The following is a 16,162-nucleotide window of genomic DNA, read 5'->3' as shown; positions in this document are numbered from 1 at the left end:
CATCCTCAACCAATGTCTAACAATTAACAATTAAAAAAGTCGTAACACACTATGAAGATTTCAAATGTTTATCGCCGTGTTCGCGACGCTTATCGCGAGTCGGCAGCTCTTATCTATCGTTACAACACTCGCATGTAATCGATAACAGAGCGTCTATGACAACCGCGGGCCTGTCAAAATAAGCACCTTGGCCTTACAAAAAAACAGGGCAGAAAGATAGTTTTTTTGACACAACCGCATTTTTTTTCGGATATTCCACAATTTTGTTTTACTGATATATCGTGGCCCGCGGGTCGCGATTGTTTTTTTATATAGCGGCACAAAATTAGCGGGATGCACCTGTGGGCCGGTGCATCCCGCTGAGGGAGGGGGAGATTAATGGAGAATGATAACGTGATCAGAAAGGATATACGCCGGCCGAGGCTCCGCGCATGAGTCCGTCGATGGCATAAGGATTGATTACCTCGCCAGTGGTGCGGTTGATGTCAGTGCCGGTCTCCCAATAGAACGGCACACAGCCGTTGTTTTTGGCCGAGCGGGTCATGGCCTCGTTCCAGTCGGCACGCGACTTCTGATGCTTCTCGACATCCATGCCCGGGAAGTCGGATGCATTGCGCACAGCCGAGGAATATTCTCCAACTATAACGGGAATACCGTTGGCCACAAACGTGTCATGCATCTTTTTATACTGTCCGTTTATGTAGGCTGCATCGGCCCATGTGCAGTTGCGGTCAGAGCCTGGAAGCATATTGTCGGCACCCCAGTAGAGCTTGACCGTCGACGCCCACTGTCCATCCTTCTCCATGATGGTGAAGTCAGAAGGGTCATAGTTGTGTACCTCGACAAACATTCGGTCGGCGATAATATCCACCGGGAGTTTGTAACGCCCTTTGACGGTCTCGTCGATATTGGTCTGCGGACCCTGGGCTACAAGACAACGTGAAGCATTGTTGCCGCCGGTGGCACGCACAGCATCAACAAATGTCTGCTGATAACGGACAATGGCATCGACAGCGGCATCGGTAATCGTGCCGTCCATGCCGGGCTCGTTCATGCCGGCAAAGAGCAGGTGCTCATCAAAATGATTGAGCTTCTTGGCTATCTGAGTCCAGAAGTCACGCTGTTTCTTGTCAATGTCTTCATCATATCCGTCGGCGAGATTATTTTCAAGCCATCCGCCGTCCCAGTGGATATTAACGATGGCATACATACCCTCGCCGATGACCCATTCCACTACCTGGTCGACACGTTCGAGCCATTCGGCCTTGATGATATTTTTAGCCTTCTCTTTTTTGGTATTGCCGTCGATGTGGCTGTTCCATGCACATGGGATGCGCACGGCATTGAATCCGGCGGCCTTGAGACCACGGACATATTCGATTGTCACCGGGCGGGTCCACGAGCCTTCACCGTCAGGAGCCTCAAGAGTATTGCCGATGTTGACGCCGGCATACATGCGTGAGGCAAGTTCACGAGCTGTGACGTCGGCGATTGGCGTCTCGGCTGCCACTGTGGGAGCGTTGGTAGGCTGGGTGAGAATGACTCCTCGGGCCACATTGCCGGCATACACTGCCACGCGGGCCATACGCGGGCCGCGTGTCTCATTGGCGGCGGTCTTGACTGTTATCGGATAGCCGTTGTCAGTGCGGTCACCGACAGATACTTCGATCCAGTCGATGGCGTCGTTATCGCCGACCTTCTCGACATGGGCTGATACGGTGCCGGGAGAGCTGACATAAAAGGTCTGTGATTCACCTGCCGGAGCTGCTGTAATGCCGTTGGCAAATATATCCTCTGGCACCTGGATGGTCTGATATACGACTTCATTCCGGTCTTCGTCACATGCTGTAAACGAGTATCCGACCGAAAGACACAGGGCGAAACAAAGTGATTTGGTTATATTCATAGTTGTATTTTCTCGTAAGTTAGCAGGGAAAGGTGGGGAACCATGCGGGAGAATATTCTCTAAGGCTCTCCCCTCTCCCTGATGAGATTGTTGGATTATTACCAGGTGACTGGAGTGAAGAGTGAATTGATGGTAAACCTAAGACGCATAGAGTCGTTGAAACCGAGCTCCTTGATGACATCTCCTTCCGGAGTACCGAATGCACACCCATAACTCTTGGTGTTACCATAACAGTTCCAGAGTTCGAGACGATGGCTGCTATTGTCATTGGTGTTGATGACCTTATTCGCATCCCAACCGGTAAGAGCCTTGCCGTCAAGTTCAATGGCGTCGAGAGTCATGACTGTGCCGGGAAACATGTCCATGAGGCCATTGGTGTTGATGAATGTCATGATGGAGCCGTCAGAATAATCGAAATCGGAAGTCTTGACTGTGGTGATGTCAAACGAGGTTTTGTCGGGAACAAGCTTGAAATTGTCATCAACAATCACACGGAACGAACCGTCATTGATACCATCCCAATAACCGCCCCAATTGGGGTTGATGGTCACAAGCTCGGGAGTATAGGCCAAATTTTCCGAGACATAGCAGTCAATCTCGATAGAGCTTGTAAAGCTGAGGGCCGGGTCATTGTTGACATTTGTAGCGGAACTGAAGGGACTCTCATACACGTTGCTTCCGTCGGAGCCCTTGCCCCAGATATTGAAAAACTCGATGCGATAGTTACCATTGTCCTCGATGTCGCCATAGAAGAACTTGGACGGGTCATACTTGACCGACTTACCGTCACAGCGGATGTCGGCGACGGTAATGACTACCTCGGGATGCTCGACAAGTATCCCGTTGAAGTCCATGAGGAATACCATAGCTCCGTTGCACGGCTCGCCGGAATAGGTGAATGTGACTTTACCGCCAAACTGCGAGGGAGAGAGCGAACCCACTTGTGTGCCCCAGTTGCCGGCCCAGTCACCTCCAACACTCATCATGGTCACGGCATAACCATATTTAGTGGTCTGAGGTATCATATTGACACTGAGTGTCGCAGGCTCAGAGTCGCGGAAATATCCGAGCTGGAGAGTCGCGTCAGTGAGTGCGAGCACCTTGATGGCAGTCTTGCGGTTTTCAACCGTCGGGCTGACAAAGTTGTCGGGAGCGAGCAGGTCGATGGTCGATGTGATAGTATAATTGTCGTTGTCGATGGTGTATGTACCCTCAAGCGTATTGCCGTTACAGTCGACCACTGTGACCTTGCCGTCTTCTGTAAAGGTCATTGAGCCCGAGCAATTGCCAAATGCCCATGTGTTGGACGCATCAGCATCCCATAGCCAACTGTCTTTTCCAAGCATCAGCTCATTGTTGGTGACATTCTTCCATGAGTCGTCAGTACCATAGAACCATACCGGACCATTGAACACCTTGGACGCACCATCGAGGAAGTCTATCTCCCATGTGCGGCAGAGTTTGGAGGTCTCGATTCTGAGGTTACGGGCGGTAGAGACAGGACGTATCGACATGGCCCGGTAGACGGGAGCGACCGTACGGGCCTTGTTGGCCGAGGAGAACTGATAGCCGTAATAATAGCGGGTGTCATTGGGATTTACCGAACCGGTGGCATAATAGCCGTCGGTACCCTGCGAGCTGACAGTGTTGACAGTGCGCGAGCCGGCTGCGGGAAGGAAAATGGAATTGCCGTTGGGGCCTGTAAGCCTGTAACCGTTCACTCCGTCCTCTGTGGTCCACTCGGCCGAACAGAGCGAAAAGAGTTCCTCAAAATCCTCATAGGATGGAAGTGTGGCCTTGCCGTCGGTAATCTGATAGACAAGGTCGCCGGTGGTAGCATAGAGGTCTTCGGACGCATAATCTTCGGGAAGATAAGAGTTCATGACACCAGTGCGGTCGCCAAACCCGAAGTGACCGCCCATATCGGTATCGCTCTTAGAGCCGAGATTGCTCTTGGCCCATTTGACCGAGAGACCAAGGTCGACAAACTCCTCGTCGACATCATAGGAGTGGGGTGCGGTTGTGAATGACTCCACCTCACCGTAGATTGTGCCGGCCCCGAGATCAAGATAAGCGGCATAATAATAGGTGGTAGAAGGAAGGAGTCCCGACTTGTCAATCGTGAATGTCGATGACATGGCAGAGGCAGGCACTGCCAGACCGGCGCGTACCTTCTCGACGTCGGCCTCGGAGGCGATAACCACACCTACGGTAGCATCGGCCGGCATCTCGGTGGCATTACCGCCAAGTAGAGCCGAATTGAAGTCGATAGTCTCAGCGGCCAAAGTGGTTATGGTAGCATTGGTGGTCACAAACGATTTCACTTCGCCGAGAAACGTCACCTGTCCCTTGAGCGAGACATACGTCTGATAATAATATGTATGACCGGTGGTGAGTCCGCCTATCGAGGCCGACACGACAGTGCCGTCGAGCAGACCGTCCACTTTGCCGGCAAGATTATCCTGCGAATCACCATAGTAGAATCCTACGGTGTAAAGGGCGGCCGACTTGCCGTCAAGACCTTTGACTGTGCCGTAAAGTGTGGCACTGTTGGCGGTGACATCGGATGACCCGGTGGCAACTGATGACTCGTCGATGACAGGCTCGGTCGAGATGAAGTAGTTGTCATCGTCGTTACAGGATGCCAGGGACAACCCGAGCAGGAACGACGCGTATAGAAATATCTTGGTTTTCATTGTAGTGTATTATCCTATTCAGGTTATTCAATGGTTACAGACACAATTTCGGGAAGAGCAACATATGGATTGAGGTTGCCGCTGTCGTCAAGCGGAGAGTCAACGAGTCCCTGCTGGCTCACACATATGGCAAGACAACTGAGTTCGAAAAATGTAAACGAGCTGCCCGTATTGGTTATCGACACGGTGGTATCACCGTTCTTATTCACGTCAACAGCATTCGGACCGGTATAGACCGACTCGGTATTGGGCCACTGACCGTCACCTATATTGTGACAGAGTACAGCCCTGGGATTTGCATCAGCCTTCCATGACACGCCGTTGATGCGAAATGTCACCTTGATGGTCTTGTTTTTCTTCAGCACAAGTTTGGTTATATCAATGGGCCATGTCTTGTCTCCGCCCCATGGATTATAGAGCTCTATGCGATAAGAGCTGAGGTTGGCATTATCGATATAGGCCTCGAGTCCGGTGTTGTTTACCTCAAAGATAGTGGGACCCGTCGGCTCTGCACTGATGGGTTTCACCTTCATGTTGGCACAGAGATAGCGGTTGACTGTGCCGGTCTCATCCTTGCCGGCCGGGATACCGATTACAAGCTCTCCATCCTCGGGAGCACATACAAGCACGGTGTATTCGCTGCCTGAGAGCACATTCTGACCGGCCGACAGGAGCGGCAGTGGCTGCTTGCTTCCGAAAACGAGCTTGTTTTCCTCAATGGTAAACTCGCCGGTATAGTCATCGGTCTCGGCACGATAGGCCGCATAAGGAGCATTATTGTTATCCTCGTCATAAGCTGTGAAACGTGTGAGATTGAGCATGAAGTCTTCACTGTTGTCAAGCTCGGGACATGCAGGCGAACCATAGTTTTCCACCCATTCCCATGCTCCGGCAGTCCCATCGGTATTGCTTCTGGTGCCGTTCCATTCCATGAATCCGTAAGGACGGTCATCATCAAGCAGGAAGTTGATGGAGTTGGCCAGATAAGTGGCATCACTTGTCACCAGAGTGAAGATGTCGGCAGCGAGATCATCATATTTGGGCAGACTCACCGGCTGCGAACCGAGAGCCGGACCAGTGACAGGCCACTGGCCGTCCCAGCCCTTCTCGACATAGCAGAACACTATGCGCTGGTCACCGTTACCTCCCATGCCGTCATTACGTATCACCTTGATTCCGAGCACATGCTCGTTGAGTTTTACAAGCTCGACGTTTACGCGGTCCACGAGATTGATGTCATCGATAAGCCACTGCACTCCGGCCGGCATTGTTAGAGTCTTGCGGTCGGGATCCATTACGAATGGAGCCTTGACTCCGTTGACCGAGAGATTGGCTCCGTCGATGAGGTCAAAAGTCAGTTCGGGGATGGCCGCCCACCGGTCAAGAGGAAGCATCCAGTCAGGCTCACCGGCCTGCCATGACCAGTTGGGGCTGTCAACACCGTCATCCTTGTAAGTAGGATAATCGGCCTCGGTGTATTCCTTGCCGTCGGTAAACTTGTCCCAACCCATCGGAGCGCAGCAGAATGTGGCCGAACCAAGATCATAGCTGTTATGGTCGAGTACCCATGTCTTCGACTGACCTGTTCCGCCGGTTAGATAAGTCCAGAGGGGATCGGTGAGCAGGTCGCCGTTGGTGGTTTCGAGCGAGAAGCGGTAAGGCTCGCCATAGACCATGCCGCCGCGGGTCATAACGCCAAACTTGATTTCGTAATCACCGGCAAAAGGTATATTGGCTTCAGTCGACAACTTGCGTTCGATGCCCTGAGGGTGTACCCAGCTTGTGATATAACCGTTGCCCAGGAGGCTGGTCATGACCACCTTGTTGGTAGCCTGGTCGACAGTGACTCTGTAAGCCTTACCTTCCACAAGGTCGGCCGAAGTGAGATCGGGCACCGGAAGGACTTCATTCTCGGGCGTACAGGCCGATACCGACATCATCAGTGCCACCCCTGCGAGAAATGAATATAAATACTTGGATTTCATGTTTTCAGGAAATAATGATAATTAGATTTAGGTTAGTTTTTCCAACCGTCATTTTGCTTAAGCACACCGTTTGACAGTACAATCTGGTCATTGGGTATCTGCGAGAGCCCCTTGGTGGCTATAATCTTGCTTCGGTCATATGTGACACTTCCGGGAGTGCCGCCATTGTAGACTTGACCGGCACCGGCCACAACCGCGTCGGCCATCACTTCGACACCCTGACGCAGAAGGTCCCAGTAACGTATACCCTCGAAAGCGAGCTCACGAGCACGCTCGGCCATGATATTTTCCTGTGTCACGGGGATGTCGGAGAGTCCGGCACGCGAGCGGATGCTATGCATATAAGTCGCAGCCTGGCCCGAGCCAAGCTCGGCTGCCATGAGGAGCACATCAGCATAACGCACGATGTTATAGGGCTGGCAGTTGTTGATCTGCATGTCTCCTGCACCTGTCGACATATTGGCGTTCTTGATGACGAGCGACCCGTTTTCGTCCTGATAAAAGGCGAGCGGAGAGTATTTTTTCACACTATAGCCTGTATATTCGCGCCAGTCATTGTAAGAAGGCTTGTAGTTGACGTCGCCTGTGATGCCTTCACCGGCAATATCAATAACACCGGCAGTGCGACGGGGGTCACCCGAATCATAGATGGAGTTGATAAACGAGGGAATAACCGTACAGGCACCCCAGCCACAATAGTAGGGCACCACGCTGAGAGGGCTGCGCATACCCATCATCACTTGCCAGCGGTTGCCGTCGGCAGAGCCGTCGGTGGCATACGAGGCCATTGGAGTGAAGTTCATGCTTAGCACAACTTCCTTGTTGGCGTCACCGGCATAAGTCGACTCGGCCTCATTCCATCCGGCTGACGTGGTGTTGGCCACAAGTGATGACGCGGGCCAGAAGTTCTTGTAGCTTCCGAGCAGTTCAAAACGATCGCTCTGTATCACATCCTCTACAGCCGCGAGTGCCTCGGCCTTGGTCACGTTGCCAAGCACCGCACCGTCGGCGGTGGTAAATCCGGGCTCCTTCTGATAGTAACCTGTATAATAGAGGTATGCACGGGCGAGGATTGCTTCAGCCGCATATTTGGTGATTCGGCCGAAATCAGAGGTCTCGAGATTGGCGTTGTCGGGAATGTTGGCAATGGCATAACGCAGGTCTTCAAATATAGCTGCATAAACCTCAGCGGGGTCGGCCTGGGCACGGTTTTCGTTAACCGGCTCGAGAAAGAGGGGTATATTGCCCCACAGGCGTACCATATCAAAGTAGAGCAGTGCGCGCAGAGCGTGACACTCGCCCATGTAGAGTGAGCGTTTGGAGTCTGTGGCTTTCCACTCTATCTGGCCTTCGCGGCTTATCAGCTCGTTGCAGCGATATACGCCCTGATAATACATCTTCCAGTCTTGTGAATACATCTGCAAGTCGGCCGGTGACTCACTCTGATCAAAACGGTCAATCACCTGGTAATTACGACCATCGGAGTTGCCGGTACCGCCATAACACTCATCTCCCATGACGGTCGAGGCTACATAAAACCCGATGCCTGGAGCTGTGGATGTCTGACGCCACCCATTGTAGCAACCTATAAGCGCGCGCCACGCGTCAGCCTCGGTCTTGTAGAAATTCTGGGTATTGGAGTTGATTTTTGAATCAACATCCAGGAAGCTGTCGGCACACGACACAGCGAGAAGCGACGCTGAGGCCAGACCGACGGCAAGTATGTTATATTTGAGTTTTTTCATGTTGTCAATCAACGGTTTTGAGATTGATTATTTCTATGCCAATCGTCAATCATTTAGAACGAGAGGTTTACACCAAAGAGGAATGTGCGGGGACGCGGATAGTATCCGAGATCTACGCCCGACACCCAATCCTGCGTGCCGTAACCGATTTCGGGATCCATACCGTCATATTTTGTAAATGTGGCAAGATTCTGGACCTGGAAATAGAGACGGGCCTGCGAGCACCATGACTGATTCATAAGCGGTGCGAAGTTGTAGCCGAAAGTGAGATTGCTCAGACGCAGATAGTCACCGTCCTGAACGAAGAGGTCAGAGAACTGCCAGTTGATATTCTGGTTTGTCACGCGAGGTATGGTGTTGGATGTGCCCTCGCCAGTCCAGCGGCCGAGTATGCGGGTAGTGTAGTTGGCCTGCTGGCTGTCCCAACTGCGATAGCTCTGCACGATTTTCTGCCCTGCCGCACCTGTGGCCACGAGACCGAGGTCAAAGTTCTTGTAGTAAAGGTTGATGTTGAAACCGTAGGTAAACTTGGGCATGCCGTTACCAAGGTTGACCTTGTCAGCATCGTTGATAACACCGTCACGATTTACGTCGACAAACTTCACGTCGCCGGGCTGAACATTGTCCTGAAGCACTCCGTTACCTGCCTGGAGCCACTGATTGATTTCGGCCTGGTTCTGGAAAATACCGGCGGTCTTGAAGCCCCAGAAGTAACCGATAGGCTGACCATTCTCGGCACGGTAAAACTCGGGAGTGTTGTTGTAGAGCTCGTTGGTGTTTCCATGAATGATACCGTCCTGATTGGGTATTGAGCCGACTTTATTTTTGTTCCATGCTCCATTGACACCTACGCTGTAGGAGAAGTCTCGACCAATGACATCATTCCATGTGAGGCTGAACTCTACGCCTGTATTCTTGACATTACCGCCATTAATGAAAGGTGCGCCGGTGCCTGCTGTAGAAAGAATCGGAGCCACAACAAGCCAGTCCTTGGTGTTTTTGAGATAGAAGTCAAAGTTGACCGCCAAACGGCTGTTGAATAGACGTGCGTCAAAGCCGAAGTCAGTCTGCTCGGAAGTCTCCCATGTCAGATCTTCGTTGCCGAGACGCTCGGGATACGCTCCCCAGTTGTTTGACCATATGGTATTGTACTCACCGTTGTAAGAGCCGTTGGGGCCCATATACTGTCCGAAGAAATAGTTGGCATACTGATTCTTGATGGGAGAGAGATACTGATAATTGTCGATATTCTGGTTGCCGACACGGCCCCAGCTTGCACGGATTTTGAGGAAGTCGAGCCATGAGCGTGTCGACTCCATGAAGTTTTCATTGGAGATGTTCCATCCGGCCGATACTGAGGGGAATGTGCCGAAGCGATGACCTTTGGCAAACTTCGACGAACCGTCACGGCGCACTGTAAGGTTAATCATGTATTTCTCCTTCCAGTCCCAGCCGAGACGGGCAAAGTAGCTGACCGAGCGGCTTACATCGTGGGGCCAGCCTGCGGCATTGAGTCCGTCGGCTGTCGAGGCTGCGGTACCGTTGCTTATCCATGCATATGACCAGTCGTCAAAACCCTCCTTGAGATGCCCCTGCTTGGCTTCGAGGTATGAGCCGGTGTAACGGTAGCTTTCCATACCTATAAGAGCATTGAAATGATGCTCCTTGATATTCCAATCATAGGTGGCAGTGTTGGTCCAAGTGAGACCGAGACTATGTGTGGAGTTCTGGCTGACCTTTGTATAGCTGTGGGATGTGTCGGTGGATGTGAACTGGAACACAGGCTCGAAACCACGGTTTTCTTCCGAACCGTATACCGCACCGAACACAGTGCGTATCTTAAGATTTTTGATTGGTTCCACCTGGGCATACACATTACCCGAGAATGTGCCGATCTTTTTGGCATTCTTCAACAGCATCATGTTACCGTAAGGGTTGCCGTCACCCTTGTTCCAGTCAGAGTTGACCGTTGAGTTATAACCGCCCTCTGAGTTATAGACGGGGGCGAGGGGCGAGGTATAGAAAGCACCGCGCAGAGTATTGTTGTACTGGTTGCCAACTCCGATGCCGGTCGATTTGGTATAGACAAAACTGGCCTGCTCGCCTACTATTATGATGCCGTCAAAGAACTTGTGGTCAGAGTTAATACGGAAATTATAACGCGAATAGTCCGAAGCGTCCTTTCCTCCGACAATACCCTCCTGGTTGAGATAACCGAGCGACATAGCGTATGTGCTGTTGGCCGAGCCGCCGGTGACACCTATGGTGTAGCTTTGGGTAGCGGCATTATCGACAAACATGGTGTCCATCCAGTCGGTATCATACACACTCACAGGATTGCCATCAGCGTCACGACGATAGATGCTGGAGATTGATGACCAATCGTAGGGTGAGAGACCACTATTGATCTGCTGTTCATCCATAATTGTCATATATTCCTGAGCGTTGAGCATATGGGCTTTGCGTGGAGCCGACTGCCAGCCAAAATATCCGTCAAAGGAAATTTTGGCCTTGCCCTCACGGCCCTGGCGTGTAGTGATGAGCACCACACCGTTGGCTGCCTGCGCACCATAGATGGCTGCCGAGGCTGCGTCCTTGAGCACATCGATGCTCTCGATGTCGGCGGGATTGAGCGTCGAGATGTCTCCGCCTATACCGTCAATCAGATAGAGAGGTGAAGCTTTGCCCGTTGTGCCGAGACCGCGGATGGTCACCTTCATCCCCGCACCGGGCTGACCTGACTCGGAGGCGATGTTCACACCGGGGAGCTGGCCCTGCATGGCCTGCAGAGGCGAGGTGGTGTTCATCTTGGCGATGTCGTCGCCCTTGATCTGGGCGGTGGCTCCGGTGACGAGCTTCTTCTTCTGAGTGCCGTAGCCTACCACCACAACTTCGTCAAGCACCTCGGCATTGTCGAGGAGTGCAACGTCGAGATGTTCGGAGTCAACGACGATTTCGCGAGTCTGGCATCCCACGTAGGAGAATACGAGAGTCGCACCCTTCTCCACTTTTATCACATAGTTGCCGTCGATGTCGGTAGCCGTGCCCTGCGAGGTGCCCTTCACAAGCACGCTTACGCCTATGAGCGGTTCGCCGTCGGAGGCTTGGGTTACCGTACCTGATACGGTGACAGGAGAGGCCGAGGCCACACTGATGCCGGCAAGGAGCAACAGGGCGATCATAGCCACTCGGAATAGGTGTAAAGGCTTACACCGTTCCATGCTTTTGTTTCCCATTGATTTGATAGTTTAGATTTAAAAATTTTGAATTATTCTGATTTTTCATGTAAGGTCTGCAAGCAGGTTTGAGGCCAATATAATATCGAGGCTTATCGTCAGATTCTTAATGTTTAATTAAGGTAAGTTTGACTTGATTCACGTAGGCAAATGTAAAGATACGTTTCGTATTGACAAAATATATTTATTAATATGAGTAGTGCGTTTGGTTATTTATAGATGTATGATTTGTTATATTTTATTGTTTCGTTTGTTATACACATCACAGCCAAAACACTAAATCTCAACACTATACACAAATGTTAAAATTATTCATGTCATACTCTGTGTGTTAACATTTGGAAAAACCGATGTTTTTAGCTTACTTTGCAGATAACAAACCGACACGATTTGCCTCAACCTGAACTACCTTAAACATATTGTCTTATCACAATCCATGAAAAAGTTGATAATCTATATACTTGCTGTATTCTCAGCAGGTGTGTCATACGCATTGCCACTCGAGCAGCTCTCATCTGTGGCGGGCATGACCAACAATAAAATCAACGCCATACACCGCGACAGCGACGGGTTCATGTGGTTTGCCACCGTGGCAGGCCTGTGTCGTTATGACGGGTATGACCATGACCTGTACTTCATACACCGCTCGCCCGACGGCATGCCCGAGGGCGAAAACGACATTGACAACATCACCGAAGCGGCCGACGGAAGACTCTGGCTCAGGTCACACACTATGTATTATGTCTACAATCCGCTCACGGAATGCATCGAACATAATGCCGACTCGCTATTCCACGCCTATGGAGGCCAAGGCTATGTGCGCATGGTCAAAGCCGACAAAAACAAGGCTCTGTGGATATATGCCGAGTCGCCATCAGGCATATATTACGTAGAGCCGGAGCACAACCGCGCACGCAAAATCTCCACTCTCGGCTATCGTGAGTTGGAGCGTGACGCGGTGACCGACTTTGCCGGCACCCCTCACGGCATGGCTGTCGTGACCCGCCGCGGCAGCATCTATCTCGTCAGCCCCTCGGCCTGCGAGGTGACCGAACGTATCAACGATATCTGCGTCGAAAACCAGGCCATCCCCGACATGGTATACACCATGATGTATGACCGCGACGGGCTGCTGTGGGTCTACAACACCGAGCGGCTGTGGGTGCTCGACATCCCACGCCGCCGCTGGCTCAGCCACCGTCTCCCGCAGGAGGGCAGGGGCATGATTGTCAAATCGGTGGCACAGGACAATGACGGACGCGTATGGCTCGGACGTGACCATCATGGGCTCGAGATCGTCAGCAAACATTCCGATAGGATTGACTTTCACGAGATGCTCGACAGTGCCAATCTAAGCGAGAGCAGCTCGGTCACAGCCGTGTGTGACGACGGCAGCGGCACACTATGGCTCGGCACATACAAGCGGGGAGTGTTTTACCACAACGACACAATGCATAAATTCTCGCTTGCCAAGGGCAGCGATGTCAACTGTCTCGTGCCCCGCAGCGACGGCAAGGTGTGGGTGGGCAGCGACAGCCGCAACGTAGGAGTGTTTGACCCCTCCGACGCTTCAGTGACATACTTTCAGAGTGTCGGCAGCAGCGCGGCCGTCACCTCGATGCTCCCGGCCCGTGACGGCACACTCTATGTCGGCACTTTCTCACGCGGCCTTCAGAGGATGCGCGGACGTGACACCGAGCGCATAGTCACACACACGCCCGTCGACTCGGTCTACACATGGGCCTTGGCCAACGGTCCCGACGGCGACATATGGATAGGCTCGCTCGAGTCGGGCCTGTTTCGCTACAATCCCACTCGCGGCCTCGTGGCTGAATACAATACCCTCAACGGCCTCCCCTCCGACTGCATCCTCGCCCTCGCCACAGCTCCCGACAGCACCCTCTATGTGGCCACGGCCTATGGTGTCGGCATGATACACAACGGTGCCGCCCGTGCCGAGATACTCGAAGGCTTTGACCCGGGCACCATGATTGACATCACGGTCGACTCACGCGGACTCGTGTGGGTGGCTTCTCACAGAGGCATAAAGGTCTACGACCCGCACTTCAGACGCATCCACGACATTGAGGTCAAAGGTCGCAAAGGTGCGTCATACGTTATCGGACTTCAGGAGGACAAAGAGGGAGGCATATGGGCGGCCGAAGGCGGACGGCTGATACACATTCAGGTGAAATACGACTCCGACTCCGGCCTTATCACCACTACCGACCGCAGTTACGACTCCCGCGACGGCCTGCAGGACAGCGACTTCAACCAGCGGTCTCTCGCCCTCCTGCCTTCGGGCGAGATGCTCGTGGGCGGTCTCTACGGCATCAACTATTTCGACCCTGCCAAAATCAGGCTCAACAACCGGGCTCCAAGGGTAATGTTCACCTCACTGCGTGTCGACGGCAGCCAAGTCTCACCCGGACAGAAATCTCGCGGACGCGTGGTGACCGACCGTGCCATCAACCGTTCGCGCAAGATAGATCTCAGCCACGACTTCAGAGACATTACCGTCAATTTTGCCACCGACAATTATGTGCTCCCCGAAAAAACGGTCTACAGCTACAAGCTCGACGGATTCAACGACGACTGGCAGTCCACCGAACCGGGTGTCAACCATGTCACCTACACCAATCTCTCGCCCGGACGTTACACTCTGCTTGTCAAGGCCAGAAACAACGACGGATTTGAGAGCGAAGACACCGCCGCTCTCGAAATAGTGGTACACGAGCCGTTCTACTGGACCGTATGGGCCCGTCTGGCCTATATGGTTATGTTGCTCGGAGCTATCTATGGCGTCTATGTGATTATCAGACAGAGAGAACGCCGGCGTTTCAACGAAAAGCGTAGAGCCGACGCCCTCAAGAAAGAAGAGGAAGTCAATCAGATGAAACTCCGATTTATCACCAATATAAGCCACGACCTGCGCACTCCTCTGACCCTCATCATGTCGCCGCTCGACACCATGATTAAGGAAGGGGGTGACGAACGGCATATGAAGCGGCTCGCACTCATGCGCAAGAATGCCGACCAGTTGCTCGCGATGGTCAACCAACTGCTTGATTTCCGCAAAAGCGAGATGTCGGGCCTTACGCTCAAAGCGTCCGATGGCGAACTGGTAGCTTTTCTCGAAAATGTATGCAGCTCATTTAACGGACTTTCAATATCGGGAGGGATAAAACTGCGATTTACCTCCGACATCCCCGCGCTCTACATGCGATATGACGAGCAGAAGATTTACAAGGTGATGACCAATGTTATAGGCAATGCTCTCAAATTCACACCCTCGGGCGGAAGCGTGACCATCGGCATCCGCCTCAAGGACGAGGGCAACGTGATAATATCCGTATCCGACACAGGCCCGGGCGTGAGCGACGAGGACAAACGCCACATATTCGAGCGTTTCTATCAGTCCAAGGAAGCAGCGTCCGACCCCGCCACGACAGGCTACGGCATCGGTCTGAGCCTTGTGCACGACTATGTTGAGCTGCATGGCGGACACGTCGAGGTGTCCGACAACACTCCGACGGGTGCGGTGTTTGAAATCACTCTCCCGGTTGTCGAATGTGAGAAACCGCCCGTCACACTCCCCGAGCCGGCTCCGGCGTCCGCCCAGGCCTCGGCCGCCATAGCCCAGATGCTTGACGAGCCGTGTCGCACACGGCCGGCCGAACCGATAGCCAAACCTCAGGCAAGACCGACAGCTCTTGTGGTCGATGACAACGCCGACATGCTCGAGTTTCTCAAAGACGGCCTGGGACGCGATTTCCATGTGGTCACAGTGGGCAGCGGCAGCGAGGCTCTAAGACTGCTCGGCTCTCTAAAACCATCAATCATAATCACCGATCTCATGATGCCCGGAGTCGACGGAGTAGAGCTCACACGCCGCATCAAGGCCGACAAGGAGCTTGGCAACATACCGGTAATCGTGCTTTCGGCCAAAAGCGGCGAGGATGCCAAGGTCGAGATGCTCACGCTCGGCGTGGAAGACTACATCACCAAGCCGTTCAATATCGAACTGCTCATCCTGCGCATGAAACGCCTCGTGGCCCTCACATCCGGCACACGCGGCAGCCGCCTCATCGACCCCGAGCCCGAAAGCATTCCCATTACCCCGCTCGACGAGAAGATGGTCGAGAAAGCCGTGAAATATGTTGTGTCCAACATGAAGCGGTCCGAACTCTCGGTCGAGGAGCTGAGCAGCCATCTCGGCATGAGCCGCGTGCATCTCTACAAAAAACTCAAGACCACAACGGGCAAGACTCCCATCGAGTTCATACGCCTCATACGCCTCAAACGCGCCGCCCAACTGCTGCGCGAGAGTCAGCTCAATGTCTCGGAAGTGGCCTATCAGGTAGGATTCAACAGTCCGCGCAATTTCAGCAAATATTTCCGCGACGAGTTTGGCATGTTGCCATCCGCCTACCAGGAAACAAAGGAACAGGCAACAATCCGACCACTTTAAGTTAACATTTGATACATATGACAAATCATTTGAATCAGAGAGTGTCAACATATGTCAACATCGTTCTCTGATTAATTTCGTAACTTTGTGAATGAAAACATTTGCGGACTGTCCTCCAGGGCA

The 16,162-nt window shown here is 52.7% G+C and carries 6 protein-coding genes; 1 reads left to right on the top strand and 5 read right to left on the bottom strand.

Annotated elements, in window-relative coordinates; all coding sequences use genetic code 11:
• Positions 1 to 397: 397 nt before the first annotated feature.
• The 5 genes from QGT73_RS04120 to QGT73_RS04100 form a co-directional block, all read right to left on the bottom strand.
• Complete coding sequence (locus QGT73_RS04120) at positions 398 to 1,906, bottom strand: cellulase family glycosylhydrolase (protein WP_280121538.1); 1,509 nt, start codon at positions 1,904 to 1,906, stop codon at positions 398 to 400.
• 98 nt (positions 1,907 to 2,004) lie between these two features.
• Entirely contained in the window at positions 2,005 to 4,602 is a 2,598-nt protein-coding gene (locus tag QGT73_RS04115) for a hypothetical protein (protein ID WP_280121537.1), read from the bottom strand.
• 23 nt (positions 4,603 to 4,625) lie between these two features.
• Entirely contained in the window at positions 4,626 to 6,587 is a 1,962-nt protein-coding gene (locus tag QGT73_RS04110; protein WP_280121536.1) for a hypothetical protein, read from the bottom strand.
• A 32-nt stretch (positions 6,588 to 6,619) separates the two neighbouring features.
• On the bottom strand, positions 6,620 to 8,332 hold the full coding sequence (locus tag QGT73_RS04105; RefSeq protein ID WP_280121535.1) for a RagB/SusD family nutrient uptake outer membrane protein: 1,713 nt from the start codon (positions 8,330 to 8,332) through the stop codon (positions 6,620 to 6,622).
• Positions 8,333 to 8,385: 53 nt separating this feature from the next.
• Positions 8,386 to 11,553 carry a SusC/RagA family TonB-linked outer membrane protein gene (locus QGT73_RS04100; protein ID WP_280121534.1) on the bottom strand — a complete coding sequence of 1,056 codons (3,168 nt, stop codon included), beginning with the start codon at positions 11,551 to 11,553 and terminating at the stop codon, positions 8,386 to 8,388.
• Positions 11,554 to 12,004: 451 nt separating this feature from the next.
• On the opposite strand from QGT73_RS04100, the gene QGT73_RS04095 reads away from it, so the two are divergent.
• Positions 12,005 to 16,039: a hybrid sensor histidine kinase/response regulator transcription factor gene (locus QGT73_RS04095; RefSeq protein ID WP_280121533.1), complete on the top strand. Its 4,035-nt coding sequence runs from the start codon at positions 12,005 to 12,007 to the stop codon at positions 16,037 to 16,039.
• Positions 16,040 to 16,162: the final 123 nt, after the last annotated feature.

Source organism: Duncaniella muricolitica, assembly GCF_910574735.1.
Taxonomy (GTDB): Bacteria; Bacteroidota; Bacteroidia; order Bacteroidales; family Muribaculaceae; genus Duncaniella; species Duncaniella muricolitica.
Note: the sequence above shows the minus strand (reverse complement) of the source record. Positions and strands in the feature narration are given on the sequence as shown.

Excerpts from the sequence above, each read along its gene's own strand:
- QGT73_RS04120 (WP_280121538.1), bottom strand. The coding sequence starts at position 1,906 with ATGAATATAACCAAATCACTTTGTTTCGCCCTGTGTCTTTCGGTCGGA.
- QGT73_RS04095 (WP_280121533.1), top strand. The coding sequence starts at position 12,005 with ATGAAAAAGTTGATAATCTATATACTTGCTGTATTCTCAGCAGGTGTG.
- QGT73_RS04115 (WP_280121537.1), bottom strand. The coding sequence starts at position 4,602 with ATGAAAACCAAGATATTTCTATACGCGTCGTTCCTGCTCGGGTTGTCC.
- QGT73_RS04105 (WP_280121535.1), bottom strand. The coding sequence starts at position 8,332 with ATGAAAAAACTCAAATATAACATACTTGCCGTCGGTCTGGCCTCAGCG.
- QGT73_RS04100 (WP_280121534.1), bottom strand. The coding sequence starts at position 11,553 with ATGGAACGGTGTAAGCCTTTACACCTATTCCGAGTGGCTATGATCGCC.
- QGT73_RS04110 (WP_280121536.1), bottom strand. The coding sequence starts at position 6,587 with ATGAAATCCAAGTATTTATATTCATTTCTCGCAGGGGTGGCACTGATG.